18 protein-coding genes are annotated in these 21,164 nt (G+C 64.0%); 12 read left to right on the forward strand and 6 right to left on the reverse strand.

All coding sequences use genetic code 11. The annotated features are described in order from the left end of the window. The first annotated feature begins 86 nt into the window (after positions 1-86). On the forward strand, positions 87-2,915 hold the full coding sequence (gene uvrA, locus AAHB08_RS07645; RefSeq protein ID WP_342058599.1) for an excinuclease ABC subunit UvrA: 2,829 nt from the start codon (positions 87-89) through the stop codon (positions 2,913-2,915). A 183-nt stretch (positions 2,916-3,098) separates the two neighbouring features. Here uvrA and AAHB08_RS07650 read toward each other — a convergent pair whose 3' ends face one another. Further along, a complete protein-coding gene (locus AAHB08_RS07650) occupies positions 3,099-3,224 on the reverse strand; it encodes a hypothetical protein (RefSeq protein WP_005328766.1) in 126 nt (41 codons plus the stop codon). A 324-nt stretch (positions 3,225-3,548) separates the two neighbouring features. On the opposite strand from AAHB08_RS07650, the gene AAHB08_RS07655 reads away from it, so the two are divergent. The 3 genes from AAHB08_RS07655 to AAHB08_RS07665 all read left to right on the forward strand — a co-directional run bounded on the left by AAHB08_RS07655 (position 3,549) and on the right by AAHB08_RS07665 (position 7,791). Next, positions 3,549-4,160 (forward strand): OmpW family outer membrane protein, encoded by a 612-nt coding sequence (locus AAHB08_RS07655; RefSeq protein WP_025328553.1) that lies wholly within the window; start codon positions 3,549-3,551, stop codon positions 4,158-4,160. A gap of 200 nt (positions 4,161-4,360) precedes the next feature. Further along, a complete protein-coding gene (locus AAHB08_RS07660; RefSeq protein WP_342058600.1) occupies positions 4,361-6,340 on the forward strand; it encodes a methyl-accepting chemotaxis protein in 1,980 nt (659 codons plus the stop codon). A gap of 8 nt (positions 6,341-6,348) precedes the next feature. Then, a complete protein-coding gene (locus AAHB08_RS07665; RefSeq protein WP_342058601.1) occupies positions 6,349-7,791 on the forward strand; it encodes an ABC transporter substrate-binding protein in 1,443 nt (480 codons plus the stop codon). 60 nt (positions 7,792-7,851) lie between these two features. Here the strand turns inward: AAHB08_RS07665 and AAHB08_RS07670 are convergent, their stop codons facing one another. Further along, positions 7,852-8,646, reverse strand: a complete 795-nt coding sequence (locus tag AAHB08_RS07670) for a GNAT family N-acetyltransferase (protein ID WP_342058602.1) — start codon at positions 8,644-8,646, stop codon at positions 7,852-7,854. A 327-nt stretch (positions 8,647-8,973) separates the two neighbouring features. On the opposite strand from AAHB08_RS07670, the gene metF reads away from it, so the two are divergent. Beyond that, positions 8,974-9,870, forward strand: coding sequence for a methylenetetrahydrofolate reductase (gene metF, locus AAHB08_RS07675; protein WP_025328549.1), 897 nt, complete (start codon positions 8,974-8,976; stop codon positions 9,868-9,870). A gap of 180 nt (positions 9,871-10,050) precedes the next feature. On the opposite strand, the gene AAHB08_RS07680 is transcribed toward metF, so the two are convergent. Continuing rightward, positions 10,051-12,015 carry an LTA synthase family protein gene (locus AAHB08_RS07680; RefSeq protein ID WP_342058603.1) on the reverse strand — a complete coding sequence of 655 codons (1,965 nt, stop codon included), beginning with the start codon at positions 12,013-12,015 and terminating at the stop codon, positions 10,051-10,053. Between the two features lie 262 nt (positions 12,016-12,277). Here AAHB08_RS07680 and AAHB08_RS07685 point away from each other — a divergent pair, with 262 nt between their 5' ends. Then, positions 12,278-12,550: a DUF2442 domain-containing protein gene (locus tag AAHB08_RS07685; RefSeq protein ID WP_342058604.1), complete on the forward strand. Its 273-nt coding sequence runs from the start codon at positions 12,278-12,280 to the stop codon at positions 12,548-12,550. A gap of 121 nt (positions 12,551-12,671) precedes the next feature. Beyond that, positions 12,672-14,288 (forward strand): alpha-amylase family protein, encoded by a 1,617-nt coding sequence (locus AAHB08_RS07690; protein ID WP_342058605.1) that lies wholly within the window; start codon positions 12,672-12,674, stop codon positions 14,286-14,288. Positions 14,289-14,348: 60 nt separating this feature from the next. On the opposite strand, the gene AAHB08_RS07695 is transcribed toward AAHB08_RS07690, so the two are convergent. Together AAHB08_RS07695 and AAHB08_RS07700 are read right to left on the reverse strand one after the other, a co-directional pair. Continuing rightward, on the reverse strand, positions 14,349-14,885 hold the full coding sequence (locus tag AAHB08_RS07695; RefSeq protein WP_025325519.1) for an MgtC/SapB family protein: 537 nt from the start codon (positions 14,883-14,885) through the stop codon (positions 14,349-14,351). A gap of 24 nt (positions 14,886-14,909) precedes the next feature. Continuing rightward, positions 14,910-16,352 (reverse strand): RimK family protein, encoded by a 1,443-nt coding sequence (locus tag AAHB08_RS07700; RefSeq protein WP_342058606.1) that lies wholly within the window; start codon positions 16,350-16,352, stop codon positions 14,910-14,912. Positions 16,353-16,538: 186 nt separating this feature from the next. Here AAHB08_RS07700 and AAHB08_RS07705 point away from each other — a divergent pair, with 186 nt between their 5' ends. From AAHB08_RS07705 to AAHB08_RS07720, 4 genes are all read left to right on the forward strand, one after another. Then, the gene (locus AAHB08_RS07705) at positions 16,539-16,997 is read left to right on the forward strand and encodes an N-acetyltransferase (protein ID WP_342058607.1); all 459 of its coding nucleotides are present in this window, start codon (positions 16,539-16,541) and stop codon (positions 16,995-16,997) included. 89 nt (positions 16,998-17,086) lie between these two features. Beyond that, positions 17,087-17,332, forward strand: coding sequence for a DUF3624 family protein (locus AAHB08_RS07710; protein WP_342058608.1), 246 nt, complete (start codon positions 17,087-17,089; stop codon positions 17,330-17,332). A gap of 42 nt (positions 17,333-17,374) precedes the next feature. Beyond that, positions 17,375-18,121: an SDR family oxidoreductase gene (locus AAHB08_RS07715; protein WP_342058609.1), complete on the forward strand. Its 747-nt coding sequence runs from the start codon at positions 17,375-17,377 to the stop codon at positions 18,119-18,121. Positions 18,122-18,335: 214 nt separating this feature from the next. Next, positions 18,336-18,773 (forward strand): hypothetical protein, encoded by a 438-nt coding sequence (locus AAHB08_RS07720; RefSeq protein ID WP_202047523.1) that lies wholly within the window; start codon positions 18,336-18,338, stop codon positions 18,771-18,773. 114 nt (positions 18,774-18,887) lie between these two features. On the opposite strand, the gene AAHB08_RS07725 is transcribed toward AAHB08_RS07720, so the two are convergent. Continuing rightward, complete coding sequence (locus tag AAHB08_RS07725) at positions 18,888-19,472, reverse strand: hypothetical protein (protein WP_247627349.1); 585 nt, start codon at positions 19,470-19,472, stop codon at positions 18,888-18,890. 356 nt (positions 19,473-19,828) lie between these two features. Here AAHB08_RS07725 and AAHB08_RS07730 point away from each other — a divergent pair, with 356 nt between their 5' ends. Next, positions 19,829-21,004 (forward strand): iron-containing alcohol dehydrogenase, encoded by a 1,176-nt coding sequence (locus tag AAHB08_RS07730; RefSeq protein ID WP_247627348.1) that lies wholly within the window; start codon positions 19,829-19,831, stop codon positions 21,002-21,004. The last annotated feature ends 160 nt before the right edge of the window (positions 21,005-21,164 follow it).

Here is a 21,164-nt window from a genome sequence, read left to right on the forward strand (position 1 = left end):
GTGGGATGATAAAAGACTGTCTATTCATCCAGTAGTCTCTATGCCATACTGGCCCGCTCTGGTTCCCGTATCGAGCGCGCAACAAGATGGAAAAAATCGTGATCCGGGGTGCCCGCACCCACAACCTCAAGAACATCAACCTGACTCTGCCCCGCGACAAGCTGATTGTGGTCACCGGCCTGTCAGGTTCCGGCAAGTCCTCCCTGGCGTTCGATACCCTCTATGCCGAAGGCCAGCGCCGCTATGTGGAGTCCCTCTCCGCCTATGCCCGCCAGTTCCTCTCCCTGATGGAGAAGCCGGACGTCGACCATATCGAGGGACTCTCCCCGGCCATCTCCATCGAGCAGAAGTCCACCTCCCATAACCCGCGCTCGACCGTCGGCACCATCACCGAAATCTACGACTACCTGCGGCTGCTGTTTGCCCGGGTCGGTGAACCCCGCTGCCCGACCCACGCCATCCCGCTCGCCGCCCAGACCATCAGCCAGATGGTGGATCAGGTGCTGGCCCAGCCCGAAGGCACCAAGCTGATGCTGCTGGCGCCCGTGGTGCGCAATCGCAAAGGGGAGCACACCAAGCTGCTGGAGAACCTGGCGGCCCAGGGCTACATCCGTGCCCGCATCGATGGAGAGGTGTGCGACCTTTCCGATCCCCCCTCGCTGGAGCTGCACAAGAAGCACACCATAGAGGTGGTGGTCGACCGCTTCAAGGTGCGCGATGACCTGGCCCTGCGCCTCGCCGAATCCTTCGAGACGGCACTGACTCTCTCCGGCGGCATCGTTCTGGTGGCCCCCATGGACGGAGAGGAGGGGGTTGCCTCCCTGATCTTCTCCGCCAACTTCGCCTGCCCCGAGTGTGGCTACTCCATGTCGGAACTGGAGCCGCGCATCTTCTCCTTCAACAACCCGGCCGGTGCCTGCCCCACCTGCGACGGCCTCGGGGTGCAGCAGTACTTCGATCCCGCCAAGCTGATCCAGGATCCGGGCCAGAGCCTGGCCGGTGGCGCCATCCGGGGTTGGGACAAGCGCAGCTTCTACTACTTCCAGATGCTCAAATCCCTCTCCGAGCACTACAAGTTCGATCTGGAGGCGCCCTGGGAAGATCTGCCGGCCAAGACCCAGGAGGTGATCCTGCGCGGCTCCGGTCGCACCGAGATCGAGTTCCGCTACATGAACGATCGCGGCGACGTGGTGGTGCGCAAGCACCCGTTCGAGGGAATACTGCACAACATGGAGCGCCGCTACCGGGAAACCGAATCCAACTCGGTGCGCGAAGAGCTCTCCAAGTACATTGCCAACAAGTCCTGTACCAGCTGCGGTGGCAGCCGGCTGCGGGAAGAGGCGCGCCACGTCTTCGTCGACAACCGCAACCTGCCGGCCATCGCCGAGCAATCCATCGGCGATGCCCTCGCCTTCTTCGAGGGGTTGAACCTCACCGGTCAGCGCGCCCAGATCGCCGAGAAGATCCTCAAGGAGATCGTCGAGCGGCTCGGCTTCCTGGTGAACGTCGGCCTCAACTATCTGAGCCTGTCTCGCAGCGCCGAAACCCTCTCCGGCGGCGAGGCGCAGCGGATCCGGCTGGCGAGCCAGATCGGCGCCGGTCTGGTGGGGGTCATGTATGTACTGGATGAGCCCTCCATCGGCCTGCACCAGCGGGACAACGAGCGGCTGCTCAAGACCCTCACCCATCTGCGCGATCTCGGCAACACGGTGATCGTGGTGGAGCACGACGAGGACGCCATCCGCCTCGCCGACCATGTGCTCGACATAGGCCCGGGAGCCGGCGTGCATGGCGGAGCCATAGTCGCGCAAGGGACACCGGAAGAGATCATCGCCAATCCCGAGTCGCTCACCGGTGACTACCTCTCCGGCCGCAAGCAGATCGCCATTCCTGATGAACGCACGCCGCTCACCGGCAAGTGGTTGAAACTCAAGGGGGCGAGCGGCAACAACCTGCGCAACGTCAACCTGGATCTGCCGATCGGGGTGATGACCTGCGTCACCGGTGTCTCCGGCTCAGGCAAGTCGACCCTGATCAACGACACCCTGTTCCGCATCGCCCACCGGGAGCTCAACAAGGCGACCGAGTCCACCCCGGCCCCCTATCGCGAGGTGGAAGGGCTGGAGCATCTGGACAAGGTGGTGGACATCGACCAGAGCCCCATCGGCCGGACCCCGCGCTCCAACCCGGCGACCTATACCGGCCTGTTCACCCCGATCCGCGAGCTGCTCTCCGGCACCCAGGAGGCGCGTTCCCGTGGCTACCAGCCGGGCCGCTTCTCCTTCAACGTCAAGGGGGGGCGCTGCGAGGCGTGCCAGGGGGATGGGGTCATCAAGGTGGAGATGCACTTCCTGCCGGACGTCTACGTGCCGTGCGACGTCTGCAAGGGCAAGCGCTACAACCGCGAGACCCTGGAGGTGAAGTACAAGGGCAGGAACATCCACGAGATCCTGGAGATGACGGTGGAAGATGCCCGCGAATTCTTCGACCCCGTCCCTGCGGTGGCGCGCAAGCTGCAGACCCTGATGGACGTGGGCCTCTCCTACATCCGCCTCGGTCAGTCCGCCACCACCCTGTCGGGGGGCGAGGCGCAGCGGGTCAAGCTGGCGCGGGAGCTCTCCAAGCGGGACACCGGCCAGACCCTCTACATCCTGGACGAGCCGACCACGGGGCTGCACTTCCACGACATCCAGCAACTGCTCAAGGTGCTGCACCAGTTGCGGGATAGAGGCAACACCATCGTCATCATCGAGCACAACCTGGACGTCATCAAGACCGCCGACTGGATCGTCGATCTGGGGCCGGAAGGGGGCGCCGGTGGCGGTCGCATCCTGGTGACCGGCACACCGGAGGAGATGAGCCGTTGCAAGGAGTCGCACACGGCGCGCTTCCTGGCCCCCTTGCTGAACAAGTAGGGGCACATCAGACAGACAAGGGGCCTTGGCCCCTTTTTTGTGGGCGATCGCCGGGGGATGGAGAGATCCCGGGCTTCGCCTCGGCGGCGGGCGCAGGATCTGAGCCCGGAGCATGATTGAATGCGGTATTGAAGCGGGCAGGGCAAGCCCCGCACCCAGGGGGTGAGTTGTGACTCCGGGGGGTCAGTGGGCCAGCATCAGGAAGGCGAGGGCGAACAGAAAACCGAGCAGGATAAACAGGAAGGAGCCTATGCCCCAGATGGCTGCCAGGATGCCGATGATTTTGTCTTTGCGTGTCTGTGGTTTCATAAAGATTAAATTACAGCATGGCTACATTGCTTTAATAAAATACGCTGACCGGCATCATTAAACAACAGTGAAACGGGAATATGGGCAACCTTAAGGTGTATTTATTTGCTATTTTAAATGGGGCGTCACTGTATATTTATATTTCAACTCGCTGTATTTAAATGGTTTTATGGCGTTATTTGTCAGGTTTTTGGCTGTCTGAAGCTGCTGTGTACATCCATCTATTTTTTGATAACTATTGAGCTAAATCAATAACCGTCCATTCACATCCTTTTATAGTTTTCGGGCTTACAACATAGAAAGAAAACAAAAAGGAATTATGTGATGAAAAAAGTGCTTCCTCTCCTGATCGCAGCCGCTTTTGCTTCCCCCGCCGCCATGGCCCACCAGGCCGGTGACATCCTGGTGCGTGGCGGCCTGGCCTTCGTCTCTCCCCAGACCAGCAGTGACGACGTGCTGGGCACCGGCGAGCTGGATATCGACAGCAACATGCAGCTGGGGCTGACCCTCTCCTACATGCTGACGGACAACTGGGGCGTCGAGCTGCTGGCGGCGACGCCTTTCTCCCACTCGGTGTCGACCCCGGGGCTGGGTGAGGTCGCCAAGGTCAAGCACTTGCCGCCGACCCTGATGGCCCAGTACTACTTCGGGGATGCCAACAGCAAGGTGCGTCCCTATGTCGGCGCCGGCATCAACTACACCACCTTCTTCGATGAAGAGGGCCGCGGCGCCCTGGCGGGCACGGATGTGAGCGTTGACTCCTCCTGGGGGCTGGCGGGTCAGGTGGGCCTGGACATGGCGATCAACGACCGCTGGTTCGTCAACGCCTCCGCCTGGCTCATCGACATCGACACCGACGTGCACACCGCGGTGGGCACCATCAATACCTCCATCGATCCGGTTGCCTTCATGTTCGGCGTCGGCTACCGCTTCTGATGACAAGGTTGGCCGCCTCAAGGCCATGACAACCAAGCATGTCTCTTTGGCCCGGCTCTGTTCGGGCCCTTTTCTGTCCGGCGCGGCGCAATAACTGTGATCCGGCCCCCCATGGCGTCACTTATTGCTCTTCCATTGCCTCAACTTGCCGATAGCCTCTGCGTTCACCCCTTTATTTCCCAACGAGTGAGGATGTCTCCATGGGTTTATCTATCGTGCAGCGGATCATCGCCGGATTTGTGTTGATGTTGCTGCTGCTGGTGCTGCTGGGCTTCATCAGTATCCTGAAGATCCGGGGAATCAATGAGGGACTCTCCCAGGTATCGGATCGTGCCACTCCCCTGGTGATCGCCGTTGCCGGGCTCAAGGGTGCCTTGCAGGACAGCAACCGCTGGGTGCTGACCTACAGGACCAGCGAAGATGCCACCCAGTTGCCGCAGCTGGCCAGCCAGTTCAAGGCGCAGCAGGCGCGCTTCCAGGCCCAGAGCCAGGAGATGGCCCGCTTTAACGACGTGGCCGAGGCGGGCGAGCGCTTTCGTCAGGTCGATGGGGCCACCCGGGAGTTCTACGCTCTGGCGGATCAGGTGCTGAGCCAGCATGGCCAGTGGATAGCCGCCCTCGATCGGCGTCATGAGCTGGAGCTGGCCTTTATCCGGCTGGAGGACACCTATCAGTGGGCCGCCGATCTGCTGTTGCAGCAGACCGCCAGCAAGCGCTCCATGCGCAACAAGGCCGAACTCATCACCTCCGGCATTGCCCGGGATCTGAAGAACATCCGTCGGGCCGACGCCAAGACAGATCTCAACGAACTGGAGAAGGTGCTCGCCAAGGACATCGAGATGGCGCGCAAGCGGCTCGAGCGGGTGCTGGTACCCGATGACGTGAGGCAGCGCTTCGTCGTCAATCTGGACAGGATGCAAGAGCTGGCGCTCGGCCCGCAGGGGCTGCTGGCCACCATGCGCCATGCCCAGCAGCTTGCGGCCTCGCTGCAAACCTTGAACCTGCAGCTCGATACCAGCCTGGTCAACAGCCTGGCGCTGCTGGACGAGATGGGCAAGTCGGCGGGCAGCATCGCCAGCCAGAGCCGGATCGGGGCCGATGACGCCGTCAGCAGTGCCAGCTTCTGGATCCTGATCGTCTCCGCCATCTCTGCCGCCGCCGCGCTCATCATCGGTTACACCACGGCGCGCAGCATACAGCGCCCGTTGCAGCTGATCGATCGGGCGCTGGATCGCATGGCCACCGGGGACATGACCCGGCGCATCGACTACCAGAGCAGTTGTGAGTTCGGCAGCCTGACCCGCTCCATCAACACCCTGGCGGACAAGACGGGGGAGCTGCTCTCCCAGATCAACGCCGGTTCCCGCCATCTGGTGGAGGAGGCGAGTCGCGCCGCCGAGATCAGCGAGCGCGCCATGTCCAGGGTGCAGGATCAGAAGAGCCAGACCGACCAGGTCGCCGCCGCCATCACCGAGCTGGAAGTGAGCGCCACCGAGGTGGCCCGCTCCACCGATGGTACCAAGCGCGAGGTGGATCTGGCCGACGAGGAGGCTCGCGCCGGTCGCAAGCAGGTGGCGACCACGCGCCAGATCACCGAACAGCTGGCGGGCGCCATGGAGGAGGCGGTCGGCATCACCCACAAGCTGGGTGAATTCAGCAACAACATCGGCAGCATTCTGGATGTGATCCGCAGCATTGCCGAGCAGACCAACCTGCTGGCACTGAATGCGGCCATCGAGGCGGCACGGGCCGGTGATGCCGGTCGCGGTTTTGCCGTGGTGGCGGACGAGGTGAGGGCACTGGCGAACCGGACCCAGACCTCGACCGAGGAGATCCAGGCCATGATCGAGAACCTGCAGAGCTCCAGCAAGCAGGTGATGGAGGTGATGGGACGCAGCCAGGAGCAGACCCAGGGTTGCGTGTCGCAGACCCGGGCCATGGACAAGGCGCTGCAATCCATCGCCGAGCGGATGAGCGCCATCAAGTCGATGGCGGATCAGGTCGCCCATGCGGCCCAGGAGCAGATCTCGGTCAGTCAGGGGGTGGCCCGTCATATCGCCGGCATTGCGGACGTGGCCTACGAGACCGAACGGGAGGCCCGTGAATCGGCAGGCAGCAGTGAAGTGCTGGCGGAACTGGTCGCCAAGCAGCAGCAATTGATCGCTCATTTCAAGGTGTAGGAGGACTTATGGCTAACAAGTGGATCGGGGCCCTGAGTCTCCTGTTGTGTGGCCAGCTGATGGCCAGCGAGCTGGTGATCGAAAGCTGGCGGATAGATGACAAGGCCTTGTGGGAGGAGAAGATCATTCCCGCCTTCGAGGCCGCTCACCCTGGCATCCAGGTGAGCTTCAACGGGGTGCAGAACGTCGAATACATGCCGACCCTCTGGGCCAGCCTGAAAGTGGGCAAGGCCGGGGATCTCATCACCTGCCGCCCGTTCGACGACTCCCTGGCCCTGTTCAAGGCGGGCCACCTTGCGGAGTTGAGCGAGATGGCCGGGATGGAGAACTTCCCGAGCTTCGCCCAGTCCCCCTGGCAGACCGATAGCGGCGCCCAGACCTTCTGCGTGCCCATGGCCTCCGTCATTCACGGCTTCTTCTACAACAAGCAGATCTTCAGTGAGCTGGGGCTGGCGGTGCCGCAGACCCGGGACCAGTTCTTCGCCGTGCTCGACAAGGTGAAGGCGGATGGCCGCTATGTGCCGTTGGCCATGAGTGGTTCGGAGAGCTGGGTCGCCTCCGAGCTGGGCTTCCAGAACATAGGCCCCAACTACTGGAAGGGGGAGGATGGCCGACTGGCACTGATCGCGGGCCAGGAGCGGCTTGACAATCCGCAGTACGTCAAGGTGTTCGAGGAGCTGGCCCGCTGGCGCGCCTATCTCGGCGAGGGGGGGGAGGGTCGTGACTACGCCACCACCAACGAGCTGTTCACCTCCGGCAAGGCCGCCTTCTATGCGGCCGGCTCCTGGGAGATAGCCCCCTTCACCGGCAAGGTGGACTTCGGTGTCATGCGCCCCCCTGTGGCAAAACAGGGTGACGGTTGCTTCTTCACCGATCACACCGACATCGGCATGGGGATGAACCCGGCCAGCAAGAACAAGGAGGCCGCCATGACCTTCCTGCAGTGGCTGACCACCTCCCAGTTTGCCGAACTCTATACCAACTCGCTGCCGGGGTTCTTCTCCCTCTCCAACCACTTCTTCGAGGCCACCAACCCGGCGGCCAAAGAGATGATGGAGTGGCGGGATCAGTGTGACTCCACCATCCGGGTCGCTACCCAGATCCTCTCTCGCGGCACCCCCAAGCTGGGGGATGAGCTGGCCGAGGTGAGCCAGGGGGTGTTGCTCGGCACCATGGCGCCGCAAGCCGCCGCCGACCGGCTGGAGCAGGGATTGAAGGGCTGGTACGCCCCTCATCAGGGCAGTCAGGCCAGGACCCCGGACTGCCAATGCGCGGCTCCCGCCGCCGTCTCCGCCGCTCCCGCCACGGTTGAGGCTGCCGTCCCTGCGCCATCCGCGGCCATCTCGACCGAGCTGAACGCGTCCCCCGTGTCTGCGGCTGTGGCTCCCTCGGCGGCCGCGACCGACGTCGAGCAGGCACTGGCCAGCGAGCTGGAAGCGCCGCAGCCCTGAAGGGCTACACCATGAAAAAACGGGAGGCATCAGCCTCCCGTTTTCATTTGCGCCATCCGCCTATGGCTGCTGAGCCCAGCGGCACAGGCTGCCGATGCGCGCCACCGGGACGAAGCCCAGGGCGCGGTAGACCCGCTGGGCGTGGTAGTGCTCGTCCGCCACTATGATGAGCTGCCTGGCCCGCTCGAACCCCTGGCGGGCGACCTGGCTCAGCAGTTGACGGCAGAGGCCCCGGTTGCGCCAATCCTGATGGGTGCGTACCAGCTGAAAGCGCCCCATGGTGCCGGTGAAGAAGAGGCCGCAGCTGGCCACCAGACGATCCCCCTGCCAGATACCCCACCACTGTCCCAACCCATCGGCGATCATGGCCTGATAGAGATCGCGCCGCGACTGAAGGTAGGCAAGGTAGCTCGCCTGCTCATGGCCCGAGTCCCTGTCATCGAGCTCCAGGGTCAGCCAGTCATCCCAGTCGGCGGGGGTGAAGGGGCGGGCCGGGGCGAGGTCCTGGTTGCTCGGGGCCTTGCAGTCGGCCGCCTCCAGCGCCAGCACCACGCACTCCATGTACTGGTATCCCGCCGCCACGAAGCCGGCGACCCGGCTGTTCTGTCCCTCGGCCAGCGGCCACTGGAAGGTGCGATGGCGGATCCTGGGATCCTGGCCGATCAGCTTGTCGAAGCTGGCCTCGAGCCAACCCTTGTCGCGGTCGCTGGGGGGCGTGGGGAGCAGCAGATAGTTGCCGAAGTAGTAATCCGGGGCGGTCGGGGTGCGCACGGCCCAGAACCCTTCATGGTCCGTCACCTCGCCCTGATAGCGATCGAACAGCAAATCGGTGGCAAAACCGGGGTGATCTTCCATGACAAGGCTCCTGCAAATGCTTGAATTGATTATCGGCAGGGAGGGGGAGAAGTTAAAAAAAGGCCGGGAAACCCGGCCAAACAATCACACGCAGATTCAGAACGTCCAGGACGATCCGCCCGCATCATAGCGTGCCTGAGGCCATTTTGGGATGGGGCCCGTCGTTACTTGGGTCGAATTGCAAAATAAAAAAAATCGTTTATCCCGCCTTCGCCGGCAAATCGGTGTTGACTTTGATCCGTTTTCTCATAAAGATAGAAAGACGTTTAGACGTCCAAACATCCGTTTTGACGTACAGGAATCGGTTGTAGGACAGGGAGAGAGCAGATGGGATTTCACAGCGCGCGTCAGGTCGAGGCACTCAACCAGAGTCTGGCTGACTTGGGTAACAACATTTCGGTCAGCTTCGAGTTTTTTCCACCCAACAGTGAAGGGATGGAGAATACCCTCTGGCAATCCATCGAACGACTGCAGGTGCTGGAACCCAAGTTTGTCTCCGTGACCTATGGCGCCAACTCGGGCACTCGGGATCGCACCCACAAGGTGATCAAGGACATCAAGGAGCGCACCGGCCTCATCGCCGCACCGCACCTGACCTGTATCGATGCCAGTCGCGACGAGCTGAGAACCATTGCCCGTGACTACTGGAACAGCGGCATCCGCCACATAGTGGCACTGCGCGGTGACCTGCCCCCCGGACTCGACAAGCCGGACATGTATGCCACCGATCTGGTCGCCCTGCTCAAGTCCGAGGCCGACTTCGACATCTCGGTTGCCGCCTATCCGGAGGGCCACCCCGAAGCCAGGAGCGCGCAGTCCGACCTGCTCAACCTCAAGCGCAAGATAGATGCCGGTGCCAACCGCGCCATTACCCAGTTCTTCTTCGATGTGGAGACCTACCTGCGCTTCCGCGATCGCTGCGCCGCCATCGGCATCGATGCCGAAATCGTGCCTGGGATACTGCCGGTCTCCAATTTCCAGACCCTCAACAAGTTTGCCGGCTTTACCAACGTGAAGATCCCGCGCTGGATGCACCAGCGATTCGAGGGGCTGGATAACGATCAGATGACCCGCAACATGGTAGGCGCCAGCATCGCCATCGACCAGGTGCGGGTGCTGAGCCAGGAAGGGGTGAAGGATTTCCACTTCTACACCCTGAACCGCTCCGAACTGACCTACGCCATCTGCCATACCCTGGGTGTGAGGCCCAAAGGCCAGGCCTGATCCCCTCCGCCAGTGTCTGGTCATTAAATGGGGCTGCACCATATCGGCCAATCTTGAGCATCCCCCTATGCACCGCACCGGGGAATTCTATTTCAGAGGGGAAAGGTGGATCCATATTCAGGATGAGGCAGCAGAAACGAAAAAACCGCCAGCTGGCGGTTTTTTCGTTTCTTCATCCCGTCAGTTGAGGGCCAGCCTGTCGTCCGGCGCCGTCTGGTAGAGCCCCTGCTGGTAGGCCAGGTTGCCCCAGAGCACCAGGCCCAGGGCAGCATCCTTCATGGCATCCGGCTGCGGGGCCGGGGTGAGGGTCTCGCGGGCATCGTCATAGATGAAGCCTTCCGCCGCCCGCTCCGGCTGCAGTATCACCACATCCTTGCCCCGCATCAGGGCGAAGTTCTTGTCGTACTGCATGATGGCGCGCCCCGGCCAGTCTGCCGGCATGCGGGTCAGATCCTTGCCCAGCATGGGGTAGTCGGCACTTATGCCCATCAGGGAGAGCAGAGTGGGCGCCATGTCGATCTGGCTGACGATGCGCGGATCCTGTTTCGGCGCTATGCCCTCTCCCACTATGACCCCAGGGATATGGAAGCGGGGGATGGGTACCAGGCTGGCGCCGCCGACCCGGCTGTCGTGATCGGCGATGACCAGGAACAGGGTGTCCTTCCAGTAGTCCGATGCCTTGGCCCTCCTGAAGAACTCGCCGACGGCGTAATCCGCGTATTTGGCGGCGTTGTTGCGGGTCGCCTTGGGCTGTTCATAGAGGGAGATGCGGTCGTCCGGGAACTCGAAGGGATCGTGGTTGCTGGAGCTGAACACCAGGCTGAAGAAGGGCTTGCCCTGCTTGTGCAGTGCCTCGAAGGTGTCGTTGGCCTTGGCCATGAGATCTTCATCCGAGGCGCCCCATGAGCCCTCGAACACCGGGTTCTTGAAGTCCTTCTGCTCGACTATGGTGGTGAAGCCATTGCCGAGGAAGAAGCTGCGCATGTTGTCGAAATGGCTCTCGCCGCCGTAGATGAAGCTGGTGTCATAGCCCCGCTGCTTGAGCAGATCCGCGATGGTGAAGAAGTTGGTCTGGCTCTTGCCGAGCTTGACCACGGCCTGGGCCGGGGTCGGGGTGAAGCCGGTCAGCACCGCCTCTATGCCGCGCACCGAGCGGGTACCGGTGGCGTAGAGTTGCTCGAACGTCCAGCCCTCCCGGGACAGCGCATCTATGTTGGGGGTGAGCGGCAGACCGCCGAGGGAACCGACAAACTGGGCGCCCAGGCTCTCTTGCAGCAGGATCACCAGGTTCTTCGGCTTGCCGCTATGGCTGGCTTCGTTGAAGGTCTGGCTGGGTTGTGTCTCGGAGCTGAAGTCCTGGTCGGGGCGGCCGCTCTCCTCGCGCACCAGCGCCATGATCCGCTCCCTGGGCAGCTCCCCGTAGAATTCGCCAGCACTCTCCTCGTTGCTCATCTGCTTGATGGCGAAGAAGAGGGAGTAGGCGGAGTTGACCGTCAGGGCGTTGACCAGGGGATCGCTGGCGAATGCCACCATGGCCGGGTTCAGGGCCCGGTGCCCCAGGCTGGAGCGGGCGCCGAGGAAACCGATGGCCAGGATCAGCAGGGCGAAGGCCGGGCGCAGATACCAGCGCGGGAAGCTCAGGTGCCGCATCAGGCGCCCGCTCAGCCACCAGCCGCCCCCCAGAGTCAGCAGGCTGAACACCAGGGCCAGCAGCAGCTCGCCCTTGCGCCCCGCCCACAGCATGGCGAGCACCTCCTTCGGGTAGATGAGGTATTCGATATAGAGGCGATTGGGGCGCACCCCGTATTCGGTGACGAAGGCGGGGGTGGAGATCTCGAGGAAGAGCATCAGCCAGAGCCCCAGGGTCAGCCAGACCCGGATGAGTTGCATCCAGGCGCGGCCCAGGGCATGGGGGCCGGCCAGCAGCAGGGTGAAGACGGCGGGGACACCCCCCAACCAGCAGAGGGTGGCAAGGTCGACCCGGATACCTTGCAGCAGCAGTTGCGACCAACCGGCGACGGCGTCGACCCGCTCCTGTTGCCAGAGCCCCAGGCCTGCCCGGCTGGCGGAGAGGGCGACGAGCGCGATCACCGAAAAAATGGCGATGGGCCAAAATGGACCCAGCCAATGTCTTATTTTTGTCATTGTTTTTCCTGATAAAGCCTGTTTTTTGATGCCCATCCGAGGACAGCTTTTTTTATATTGCAGGGTTATGACAATGGGGGCAGGGAAAGGTTGCGGCGCAGGGGGCCACTGGATGCTATTGATAACATTGATTTTTTAATGAGGGATCCCGGGGGAGCCAAAAGACAGCATAAATGACTGGGCGTTGGGTGATCCCCACGGCAAAGCGCGGCGGGGTGCTTGCCTATAATGGCGCCGGATTTTCTCAATCGGAGCCGAAGGGATGCCGGTCTTTATCGATGTGGAGTATGTGCACGGCTGGTGCCTGTTCGTGGTGCTCTCGGACGGCACCACCGGGGTGCTGGACCTGACCCCCTGGCGCAGCCAGCCCCTGTTCGCTGCGCTGGACTCGGAGCGGCGTTGTGCCCGGGTCTTCATCAATCGTCGCCACCAGCTGGAGTGGCCCTCGGGCTGCACCCTGTCGGCCCAGGAGGTCTATCACCTGATCGCCCCCATCGACGAGCACGAGGCCTTCCCGGATCGCAACCCGGGCTGAGAGTGACGGGCTAACTCGTTGAGTCAGGTAACGTTTTCAGTCACAGACCCGCCCTGGCGAGGCCGTTATCATGGCCTCAGGGTGGCGCATTTTGCGCCAGCACCACAGCGGGAAGATAACAATGAAACAAGGAAGGTTGCGCCATGGCGGCCTGATCGGGGCCGCCTTGTTACTGACAGCGTGCGGCAGCGGCGGCGGGGGATCCAGCAGCGAAACCCAGCCCCCCGTGGTCAATCCGCCTCCCACCTCGGACAGTCGCGCCTGTTACGGCGATGATCAGCCCGCCTGCAACCTGAGAACCTATCAGGTGATGGTGGAGTCCTTCGTCGATGGCGACGGCAGTGCCAACTACGGCGTCGGCTACGGCCCCTCCAGGCACAACGGCGATCTGCAGGGGATCATCGACAGCCTGGACCACATCAAGAGCCTCAACGTCAACGCCATCTGGCTGACCCCTGTGTTCGACTCCTGCGCCGGTCAGGCCGGGGACGATCGGCTGGATGCCACCGGCTATTTCGCCTGCGACTTCTTCAACGTGGATCCCAACTTCGGCAGCAACGCCCAGCTCAAGACCCTGGTGGATGCGGCCCACCAGCGCGGTCTCTACGTCTTCCTCGACGGCGTCTTCGGCCACGTCAACAGGGTGGGGGTGAGCAAGCCCTCGCCGGAGGGCCGCCTGCCCGCCCTCAAGAGCGGCGGTGCCGGTTATCCGGGCCAGCTGGTGGATTACGGCCAGCCCGAGAGCCTCGCCTACTTCAAGGAGGTGGCCCGCCACTGGGTCCAGCAGTACGGCATCGACGGCTGGCGCCTCGATCAGGCCTATCAGCTGGGGCTGGACGACTGGCGCGCCATTCGCGCCGAGGTGGCGCAGGCCAGCGCAACGCGCAAGGCCGCCGGCCAGCAGTGGGGCACCCTCGGCTACATGGTGGGCGAGGTGTGGAAGGGGGCCGACGAGATCCGCGCCCAGGCGTATGGCAGCAGCGACAACCCGGCGCTCTCCTCGGCGTTCGACTTCCCGCTGCGCTACGGCCTGGTGCAGGCGCTGGCGGTGGAGGAGTCCGGCAAGGGCGGGCAGGGGGCCGGCGTGCTCGACGCCAGCTGGAACAAGGTGGAGAACTACCCCGATCACGCCATGCCGAACCTGATGCTGGGCAACCACGATCTGGTGCGCTTCGGCGATCTGCTGGATCGCGGCAACTTCAATCAGGCGGACTACTGGCAGCGCCACAAGGCGGCCTTCAGCTTCCTGGCGGCCCGCTCCGGCCCCATTACCCTCTACTACGGCGAGGAGTTTGGCGACGAGGTGCCGGGCTTTGCGGCCCAGGTCAGCGGCGACTGTGCGGCCCAGGGATTGTGCGACGATCATGTGGCCCGCAGCGATGGCAAGGTGCCCGGTGTCACCGGCTTCGTGCCGAGCGGCGAGCAGAGCGATCTGAAGCAGTGGCTCAGCCAACTGATGGCCCTGCGCGCCGCCCACCCCGCCCTCTACCAGGGGGAGCGAGTCAAGCTGGTGGCCGAGGGCAGCGTCTATGGCGACATCAAGCAGACGGCGGCGGAACAGATCGTCTACCTGCTCAACCTCTCCACCACGCCCCAGAGCTACAGCCTGCCTCTGGCCAAGCTGCGCAGCGGCAGCGCCCTGGTGGATCTGCAGAGCGGCGAGCGCCTGGCCATGGGGGGCAGCAGCCTGACGGTGGACCTGCCGCCCCTCAGTGGCCGCTTCCTGCTGTTGCAATGAGACGGCAGACAGCAAAAGGGCTCCCGCGGGAGCCCTTGTTGTTGCCAGCTGGCGGCAGGGTCACTTCTCGAGACCGCTGCCGAGCTCCTCCTGACGGGGGCTGGCCGGCGCGCCGCGCTCGTTGCCGTTGCGCCAGTGCTCCAGCCGGTTGTGCACGCCACGGCGCAGGCTCTTGAAGCTGGTCTCCAGGTAGTGAACCCCCACCAGGATCCCCAGGGTCACGCCGGTGAGCAGCACGGCCTGGTGCAGCATTCCCATGCCGATCAGGGCGCCGAGGGCGGCCAGCATCCAGATGGTGGCGGCCGAGGTCACCCCCAGCACCTGACCATCCCGGGTCATCATGACCCCGGCACCGAGGAAGCCGATGCCGGTGATGAGCTGGCCCAGCACCCGCGCCTGATCCGCAGACTGCGGGCTGACGGCGGCGCCGATGGCGAGAAAGCAGTAAGTGCCGAGCACGATGAGGGAGGAGGTGCGAATGCCGACCGGCTTGCCGTGCAACTGCCGCTCCAGCCCCACCAGACCGCCACACACCAGACAGGCCAGAATGTTGTTCCAGCCAAGGGGCGCTATGTCCCACCACTGCGTTGTCATCATACCCACCTCTGCCGATCCTGCTTGTTATCCTGCCGCGCTCTGCCCCCGGTTCTCCAGCCGTTGCCTGAAGGCCCTGGCCAGGCGCTCGTAGAGATCTTTGGCCTCTCTGTCTTCAATATCGCCACGTATCCAGGGATTGTCGATGATTTCCAGCAGCACGCAGCCCTGGCCCTGCTGGCGCAGATCCACCCCGAACAGGCCGTTGCCGAGCTGGTGCACGGCGCGGCGGGCGGTCTGCAACACCCGCTCCGGCACCTCGGTGAGCGGCAGCGCCTCGATCCGGCTCATGTCGAGGGGGTGCTTGCGGCGGCGGATGCGATTGCCGGGCTCCGGCCGGTAGCGGCGGCAGGCGAACAGCGGCGAGCCGTCGAGAAAGCCGATGCGCCAGTCGAACTCGGCGGGGATCCGGCTCTGCACCAGCAGCAGGGCGGAGCGGCCCAGCCCCTCGTCCAGCAGGCGGGCGAGCTGGGTCTCGTCGCTCGCCATGGCGAGATCCCGGCCCTGGGCACCATCGGGCACCTTCACCATCAGTGGCAGGCCGAGGCGCTGCACCAGCTCGTCCACCTGGTGGCGGCCGCGGCGGGTCACCACCATGGTGGGGGGCATGGGCACGCCGCTGCGCACCATCAGCTCGTAGAGGTAGAGCTTGTTGCTGCAGGCGAGGATGGCACGGGAGCTGTCGATCACCGGCATCTTGAGCTGCTCGGCGCGGCGGGCGAACTCGAAGGTGTAGTGGCCGACCGCGGTCTCTGCCCGCAGCCAGAGGGTGTCGAACTCCGGCAGCCGCTCGATGGCGGAGGGGGCCAGTATCTCGGCCTGGATCCCCTGGGTGGCGGCGGCCTGGATGAAGCGCTCTATCGCCAGGGCATCGCTGCTGGCGCGGCCATCGTTCTGATCCATCAGGATGGCGAGCTGATAGAGGGGCGCCGTCTGCTCCTCGCCCCCGGTGCCCACCAGCGCCTGGGCGTGCTGCACCATCAGTGCCTTCTCGCTCGGGCTGAGCGCCAGGGGGGAGAGGCTCTGCTGCTGGCGAACCGACCAGCCGTGCCGGCCTCGTTTCAGGGTCAGCTCCTGCAGCGGCAGCTGGCTCAGGCCGTAGTAGTAGCGGGCCAGCCCCGCCAGCTCGCTCTGTTCGCACTGGCCGAAGATGGCGCGCACCCGGATCCTGTCCTCGCTCTGGCGGGTCAGCCAGCCCTGCAGCTTGCGCCACAGCTTGGCCGGTGGCTGCTGGGGTTGCAGCCGGCTGATGGCCTGCAGCCCCGGCAGGCAGTGGTGGCTGCGGGCCTGGGCCAGCAATGAGCAGTAATAGCCCGCGCTCAGGTGCTCCAGACTGCGGCAGAGGTTGATGATGCGGGGGCGGCCGCCGGTGGTGGGCACGCCGTGTTGCAGGTAGGTGCGGGCGGTCAGCAGATAGTCGGCATGGCAGGGCCAGTCGCCCAGCTCGTCGACGATGACATAGGTACTCATATTTTCGGCTCCACAGAAAGGACTGCCCGAGAAGGCAGGATCCCCAGTGGGCTTCGATGCACCGACAAGCACGACAATGGCGCGAGGGGAAACAAGAGGTTACAGTGCCTAATATTCTGCCTTGCTAACTTGTGATACAAGTCGCATTTCTGGTGCTGAGGATAAATAACCGAACAAGGACTCCCCGTGTTGACCGTGCGCGCGGCCCGAACCGATGATCTGGGCGCCATCGTGAAGCTGGAACGCTACTGTTTCCCCCCCGAGGTCGCCTTCGGCCGCAGCCGCTGGCACTACCTGCTCAGCCATGCCAGGGGGCGCACCCTGCTGCTGCTGGATGAGAAGGCGCAGTTGATGGGCTACCTCAGCGTGCTGGAGCATAGGGGCTGGGACAGGCTCATCATCCAGACCCTCGCCATTCGCTGGACGGTGCGCCGCCAGGGCTGGGCCCGGCGCCTGCTGGAGCAGGTGATCCGGGAAGGGCGCGAGGCAGGCTGGGGCGCTGTCCGGCTCGAGGTGGCCGATGCCAACCCCGAGGCCCAGACCCTCTACCACGGGCTGGGGTTTCGCCCAAGACTCAGGCTGCCGGATTACTACGGCCCGGGCCAGCATGCCCACCGGCTGGTGCTGGCGCTGAAGCAGGTTTGAGAGAGGAGATAGGATGAGCTGCGACAACTGCCTCGCCACCGCCTTCGGGGCCAGCATGAGCCGCGCTGCCGCGACATCGAGGGGCAGCCATGAGCTGTGACGACTGTCTGGCCACCGCCATCAAGGCCAGGCTGGGACGCTGCCCGATCTGCGCCATCCAGACCTTCGTTATCGGGGCCGTGGGCTGGCTGGTCTGGTGGTGGTGTGGCGCCGACACCTCGGTCAACGCCCTCACCGGCCTGTTGTTTGCCCTGGGGGGCAGCGGCCTGCTGCTGCTGCACCTGTCGGTCTTCCTCTGGCGCAAGGTGACGGGGCGCGAGCTGGATAATGAGTGAATTCTTTTTGTTTCAACCAGATAAATAACAATGGAGGTTCAGATGATCGCAATGGTAACGGGCGCCTCGTCCGGGTTTGGTGAGGCCATCAGCCGTCTGCTGGTGAACGCGGGTTACAGGGTGATAGGCACCGGTCGCCGCGCCGAGCGGCTGGCCGCCCTGGCCGACGAGCTGGGCGAACAGTTCCTGCCGCTGGCGTTCGACGTGCAGGACAAGGCCGCCACCCGCGCCGCCATCGCCGGGCTGCCGGCCGAGTGGAGCGAGGTGGAGCTGCTGGTGAACAACGCCGGGCTGGCGCTCGGCCTTGAGCCCGCCCACAAGGCGGATCTGGAAGACTGGGAGCAGATGATAGCCACCAACATCAGCGGCCTGACCCTGCTCACCCGCCTGTTGCTGCCGGGCATGGTGGCGCGTAATCGCGGCCACGTGGTCAACATCGGCTCCATCGCCGGTACCTACCCCTATCCGGGCGGCAACGTCTACGGCGCCACCAAGGCGTTCGTGAAGCAGTTCAGCCTGAACCTGCGGGCCGATCTGGCGGGCACCGCCCTCCGCGTCACCAACCTGGAGCCCGGCCTGTGCGGCGGCACCGAGTTCTCCAACGTGCGCTTCCACGGTGACGACGCCAAGGCGGCCACCGTCTATCAGGGGGTGCAGGCCATCCAGCCGGAGGACATCGCCAATACCGTGCTCTGGGTCAGCCAGCAGCCGGCCCACGTCAACATCAACAGCATCGAGATCATGCCGGTGGCGCAGACCTTCGGCCCGCTGCAGATCAGCCGTCGCTGAACCCCGTCTCGCCGGGATGAGAAGAGGCACCCCCGGGTGCCTCTTCTCGCTCTGTTTTCTATCCCGCCCGCCGCCCCCGTCTGGCGCCATCCACCCCCTATCCCAGATCGCTGCCAGCTGGTGGTCAAGTTGGCCTGCAACTTGCTGAGTCATGGTGATTCGCGGGGAGTGTCTCCCCGGACGCCGGTTTGGCCGGCAGCAGCTTGGAGCCTTCATGGACATCAAACCCTATGGTCAGCAACTCGCCCAGAGTGCGTCCCACAGCCGTGCCCTGGCCACCCTCAGTGGCGATGACAGCCAGCAGGGGAGCTGGGATCAGCAGGTCAGCCTCTCCAGCCAGGTGCTGACCGGCAAGGCGCAGCAGGTACTGACTTACGAGCATCTGGCCAGAAGCGGCAAGAGCGCCTCCCTGGCCGGGAGCGCCAACAATACGGTGGTGCAGCAGCTGGTGGACAAGGCACTCGGCTTCGATCGCAAAAAATTTGACGATCTCGAGAGCCAGATCAAGGGGGTGGCCGACAACAAGACGCTCTCGGCCGAAGAGCGGGAGACCCAGACCCGGGCCCTGACCGAGCAGCGTGATGCCATGCTCAAGGCGGCCATGGACAGGCTCACCGGCAAGTCGTCGAGCGGGCAGAGCACCCAGGCCTGACACTGCCGACTCGAACGGCAATCTTTGGTGTCGGATGGGCAAGATGTTGCCCCGGATGCCGGGGAAGGATGAAGCAGGGAGCGCCAGCGCCCTCCCTGCCGCAGACGGCGTGCCTCAGGGCTGTTTGGGCACGATTCCTATGGCGATGGCCGTGGTCTGGACGGCCTTGATCTGATCCCCCTTGGCGATCAGGGCGAACTGGGCCGGATCTCTCACCTTGAGGGTGAGGGTATTGTCCACCCCCTTGACCCTGATGGTCTGCTGCGCCTTGTCGACGTCGATGACGTCGGCATAGATGGTGACCTGCATGCCAGCCCCGGCGCCCGGTTGCTGGCCGGCGGCCGCCTTGCTCCCCTCTACCTCTACCACCCGCTTTCTCACGCCAGCTGTGCCCTTGAGCAGCTCGAGATCCAGCAGTTGCAGGTAGCGCAGCGCCACCACGTCCCCCACCTTGAGGTTCTGGAGGTTGGTCACCTCCTCCCCGGCGACCAGATCGAAGGTCTCGCCTTCGGCATTCTTCAGGCTGATCTTGCGGGTCGCGAGATCGAGGGCAGTGACGGTCGCCTCGGCCTTCACCTCTTCTGCCAGGCTGGCCTGGCCCGGAGTGACGGCCACATTGGCGGTCACCTCGGCGGCCTGTATCAGGGGATTGACACAGAGAGTGAGCACTCCTGCGATCCATGCGTGCTTCAGTTTCATGATTAGACCCTATGGCTGGAAAACAGAACCCCGTGAGAGGCGTCAGGATGACGACATGGCGCGGCGCCATGACGGAGCAGGGGAGTGAGCCCCCTGCTCCAGTGACACCATAGCAAAGTCACACCTGAGTACCATCATGCCAAAGAGAGCGCATCACCATTTTGATGGCTCGCTCCCGTTTTTGACCCAATGGGATGACGGCATGGCGCGGCGCCATGAGGGAGCAGGGGACTGCGCCAGTGACACCATGGAAAGTCATGCCTGAGTACCATGATGCCAACGGGGGGGCATCACCATGTTGATGGCTCGCTCCCGTTTTTTGACCTGATGGTATGGCTGGCGCACAATCCCCCTGCATGCATTCAACCGAGGGCTCTGCCGTGTACAACTTCCAATATGCCAATCCCACCCGCGTCTGTTTCGGGGAGGGCCAGATAGCCACGCTGCCGGAGCTGATCCCGGCGGGCAGCCGCCTGCTGGTGCTCTACGGCGGCGGCAGCATCAAGCAGAACGGCGTCTATGAGCAGTTGACCCAGGCGCTGGCGGGCAGGGAGTGGCTGGAGTTTCCCGGCATAGGTGCCAATCCCCAGTACGATCAGCTGATGGAGGCGGTGGCCCTGGTCAAGCGCGAGCGCATCGACTTCCTGCTGGCGGTTGGCGGCGGATCCGTGGTGGATGGCACCAAGTTCGTGGCCGCCGCGGCCTGCTTCGAGGGGGAGGATCCCTGGGACATCCTGCTGGAGAAGGCGCCGGTCAAGGGGGCGCTGCCGCTCGGCTGCGTGCTGACCCTGCCTGCCACCGGCTCCGAGAGCAATCCCGCCGCCGTGGTGAGCCGGGGAGAGGCCAAGCTCTCCTTCTACAATCCGCTGGTGCTGCCCCGGTTTGCGGTGCTGGATCCCACCACCACCTACAGCCTGCCGGTGCGCCAGGTGGGCAACGGCGTGGTGGATGCCTTCGTCCATATCCTGGAGCAGTACCTCACCTTCCCGGTGGGAGGGGATGTGCAGGACCGGCTGGCGGAGGGCCTGCTGCAGGTGCTGGTGGACAACGGCCCGCGGGCGCTGACGGAGCCCACCAACTACCAGGTGCGGGCCAACCTGATGTGGGCCGCCAGCCTGGCCCTCAACGGCCTCATTGGGCGCGGCGTGCCCCAGGACTGGTCCACCCATGCCATAGGTCACCAGCTCACCGCCCTGCACGGGCTGGATCATGCCCAGAGCCTGGCGGTGGTGCTGCCCTCCTTGCTGCGGGAACAGGCGGCCCAGAAGCAGGAGAAGCTGGCCCAGTTCGCCGAGCGGGTCTGGCACTCCCGTCGGGAGGACAAGGCGCTGCGCATCGAGGAGGCCATCATCCGTACCGAGCAGTTCTTCCAGCAGATGGGGGTGGGCACCCGCCTCGCCGACTACGGCCTGAACGAGAGCTGCATCCCCGCCATCTGCTCCAACCTCAAGCGCTTCGGCCTGACCGCCCTGGGGGAGCAGCAAGATATCGATCCCGACAAGGTGGCGCGGATCCTCTCCCACGCGCTGTGATCCCTGCGTTCTGTGCTCCAACCTCAAGCGCTTCGGCCTGACCGCCCTGGGTGAGCAGCAAGATATCGATCCCGACAAGGTGGCGCGGATCCTCTCCCACGCGCTGTGATCCCTGCGTTCTGTGCTCCAACCTCAAGCGCTTCGGGCTGACCGCCCTGGG

Origin of the sequence: Aeromonas sp. OTU364 (assembly GCF_038440395.1) — a bacterium.
Lineage (GTDB): Bacteria > Pseudomonadota > Gammaproteobacteria > Enterobacterales > Aeromonadaceae > Aeromonas.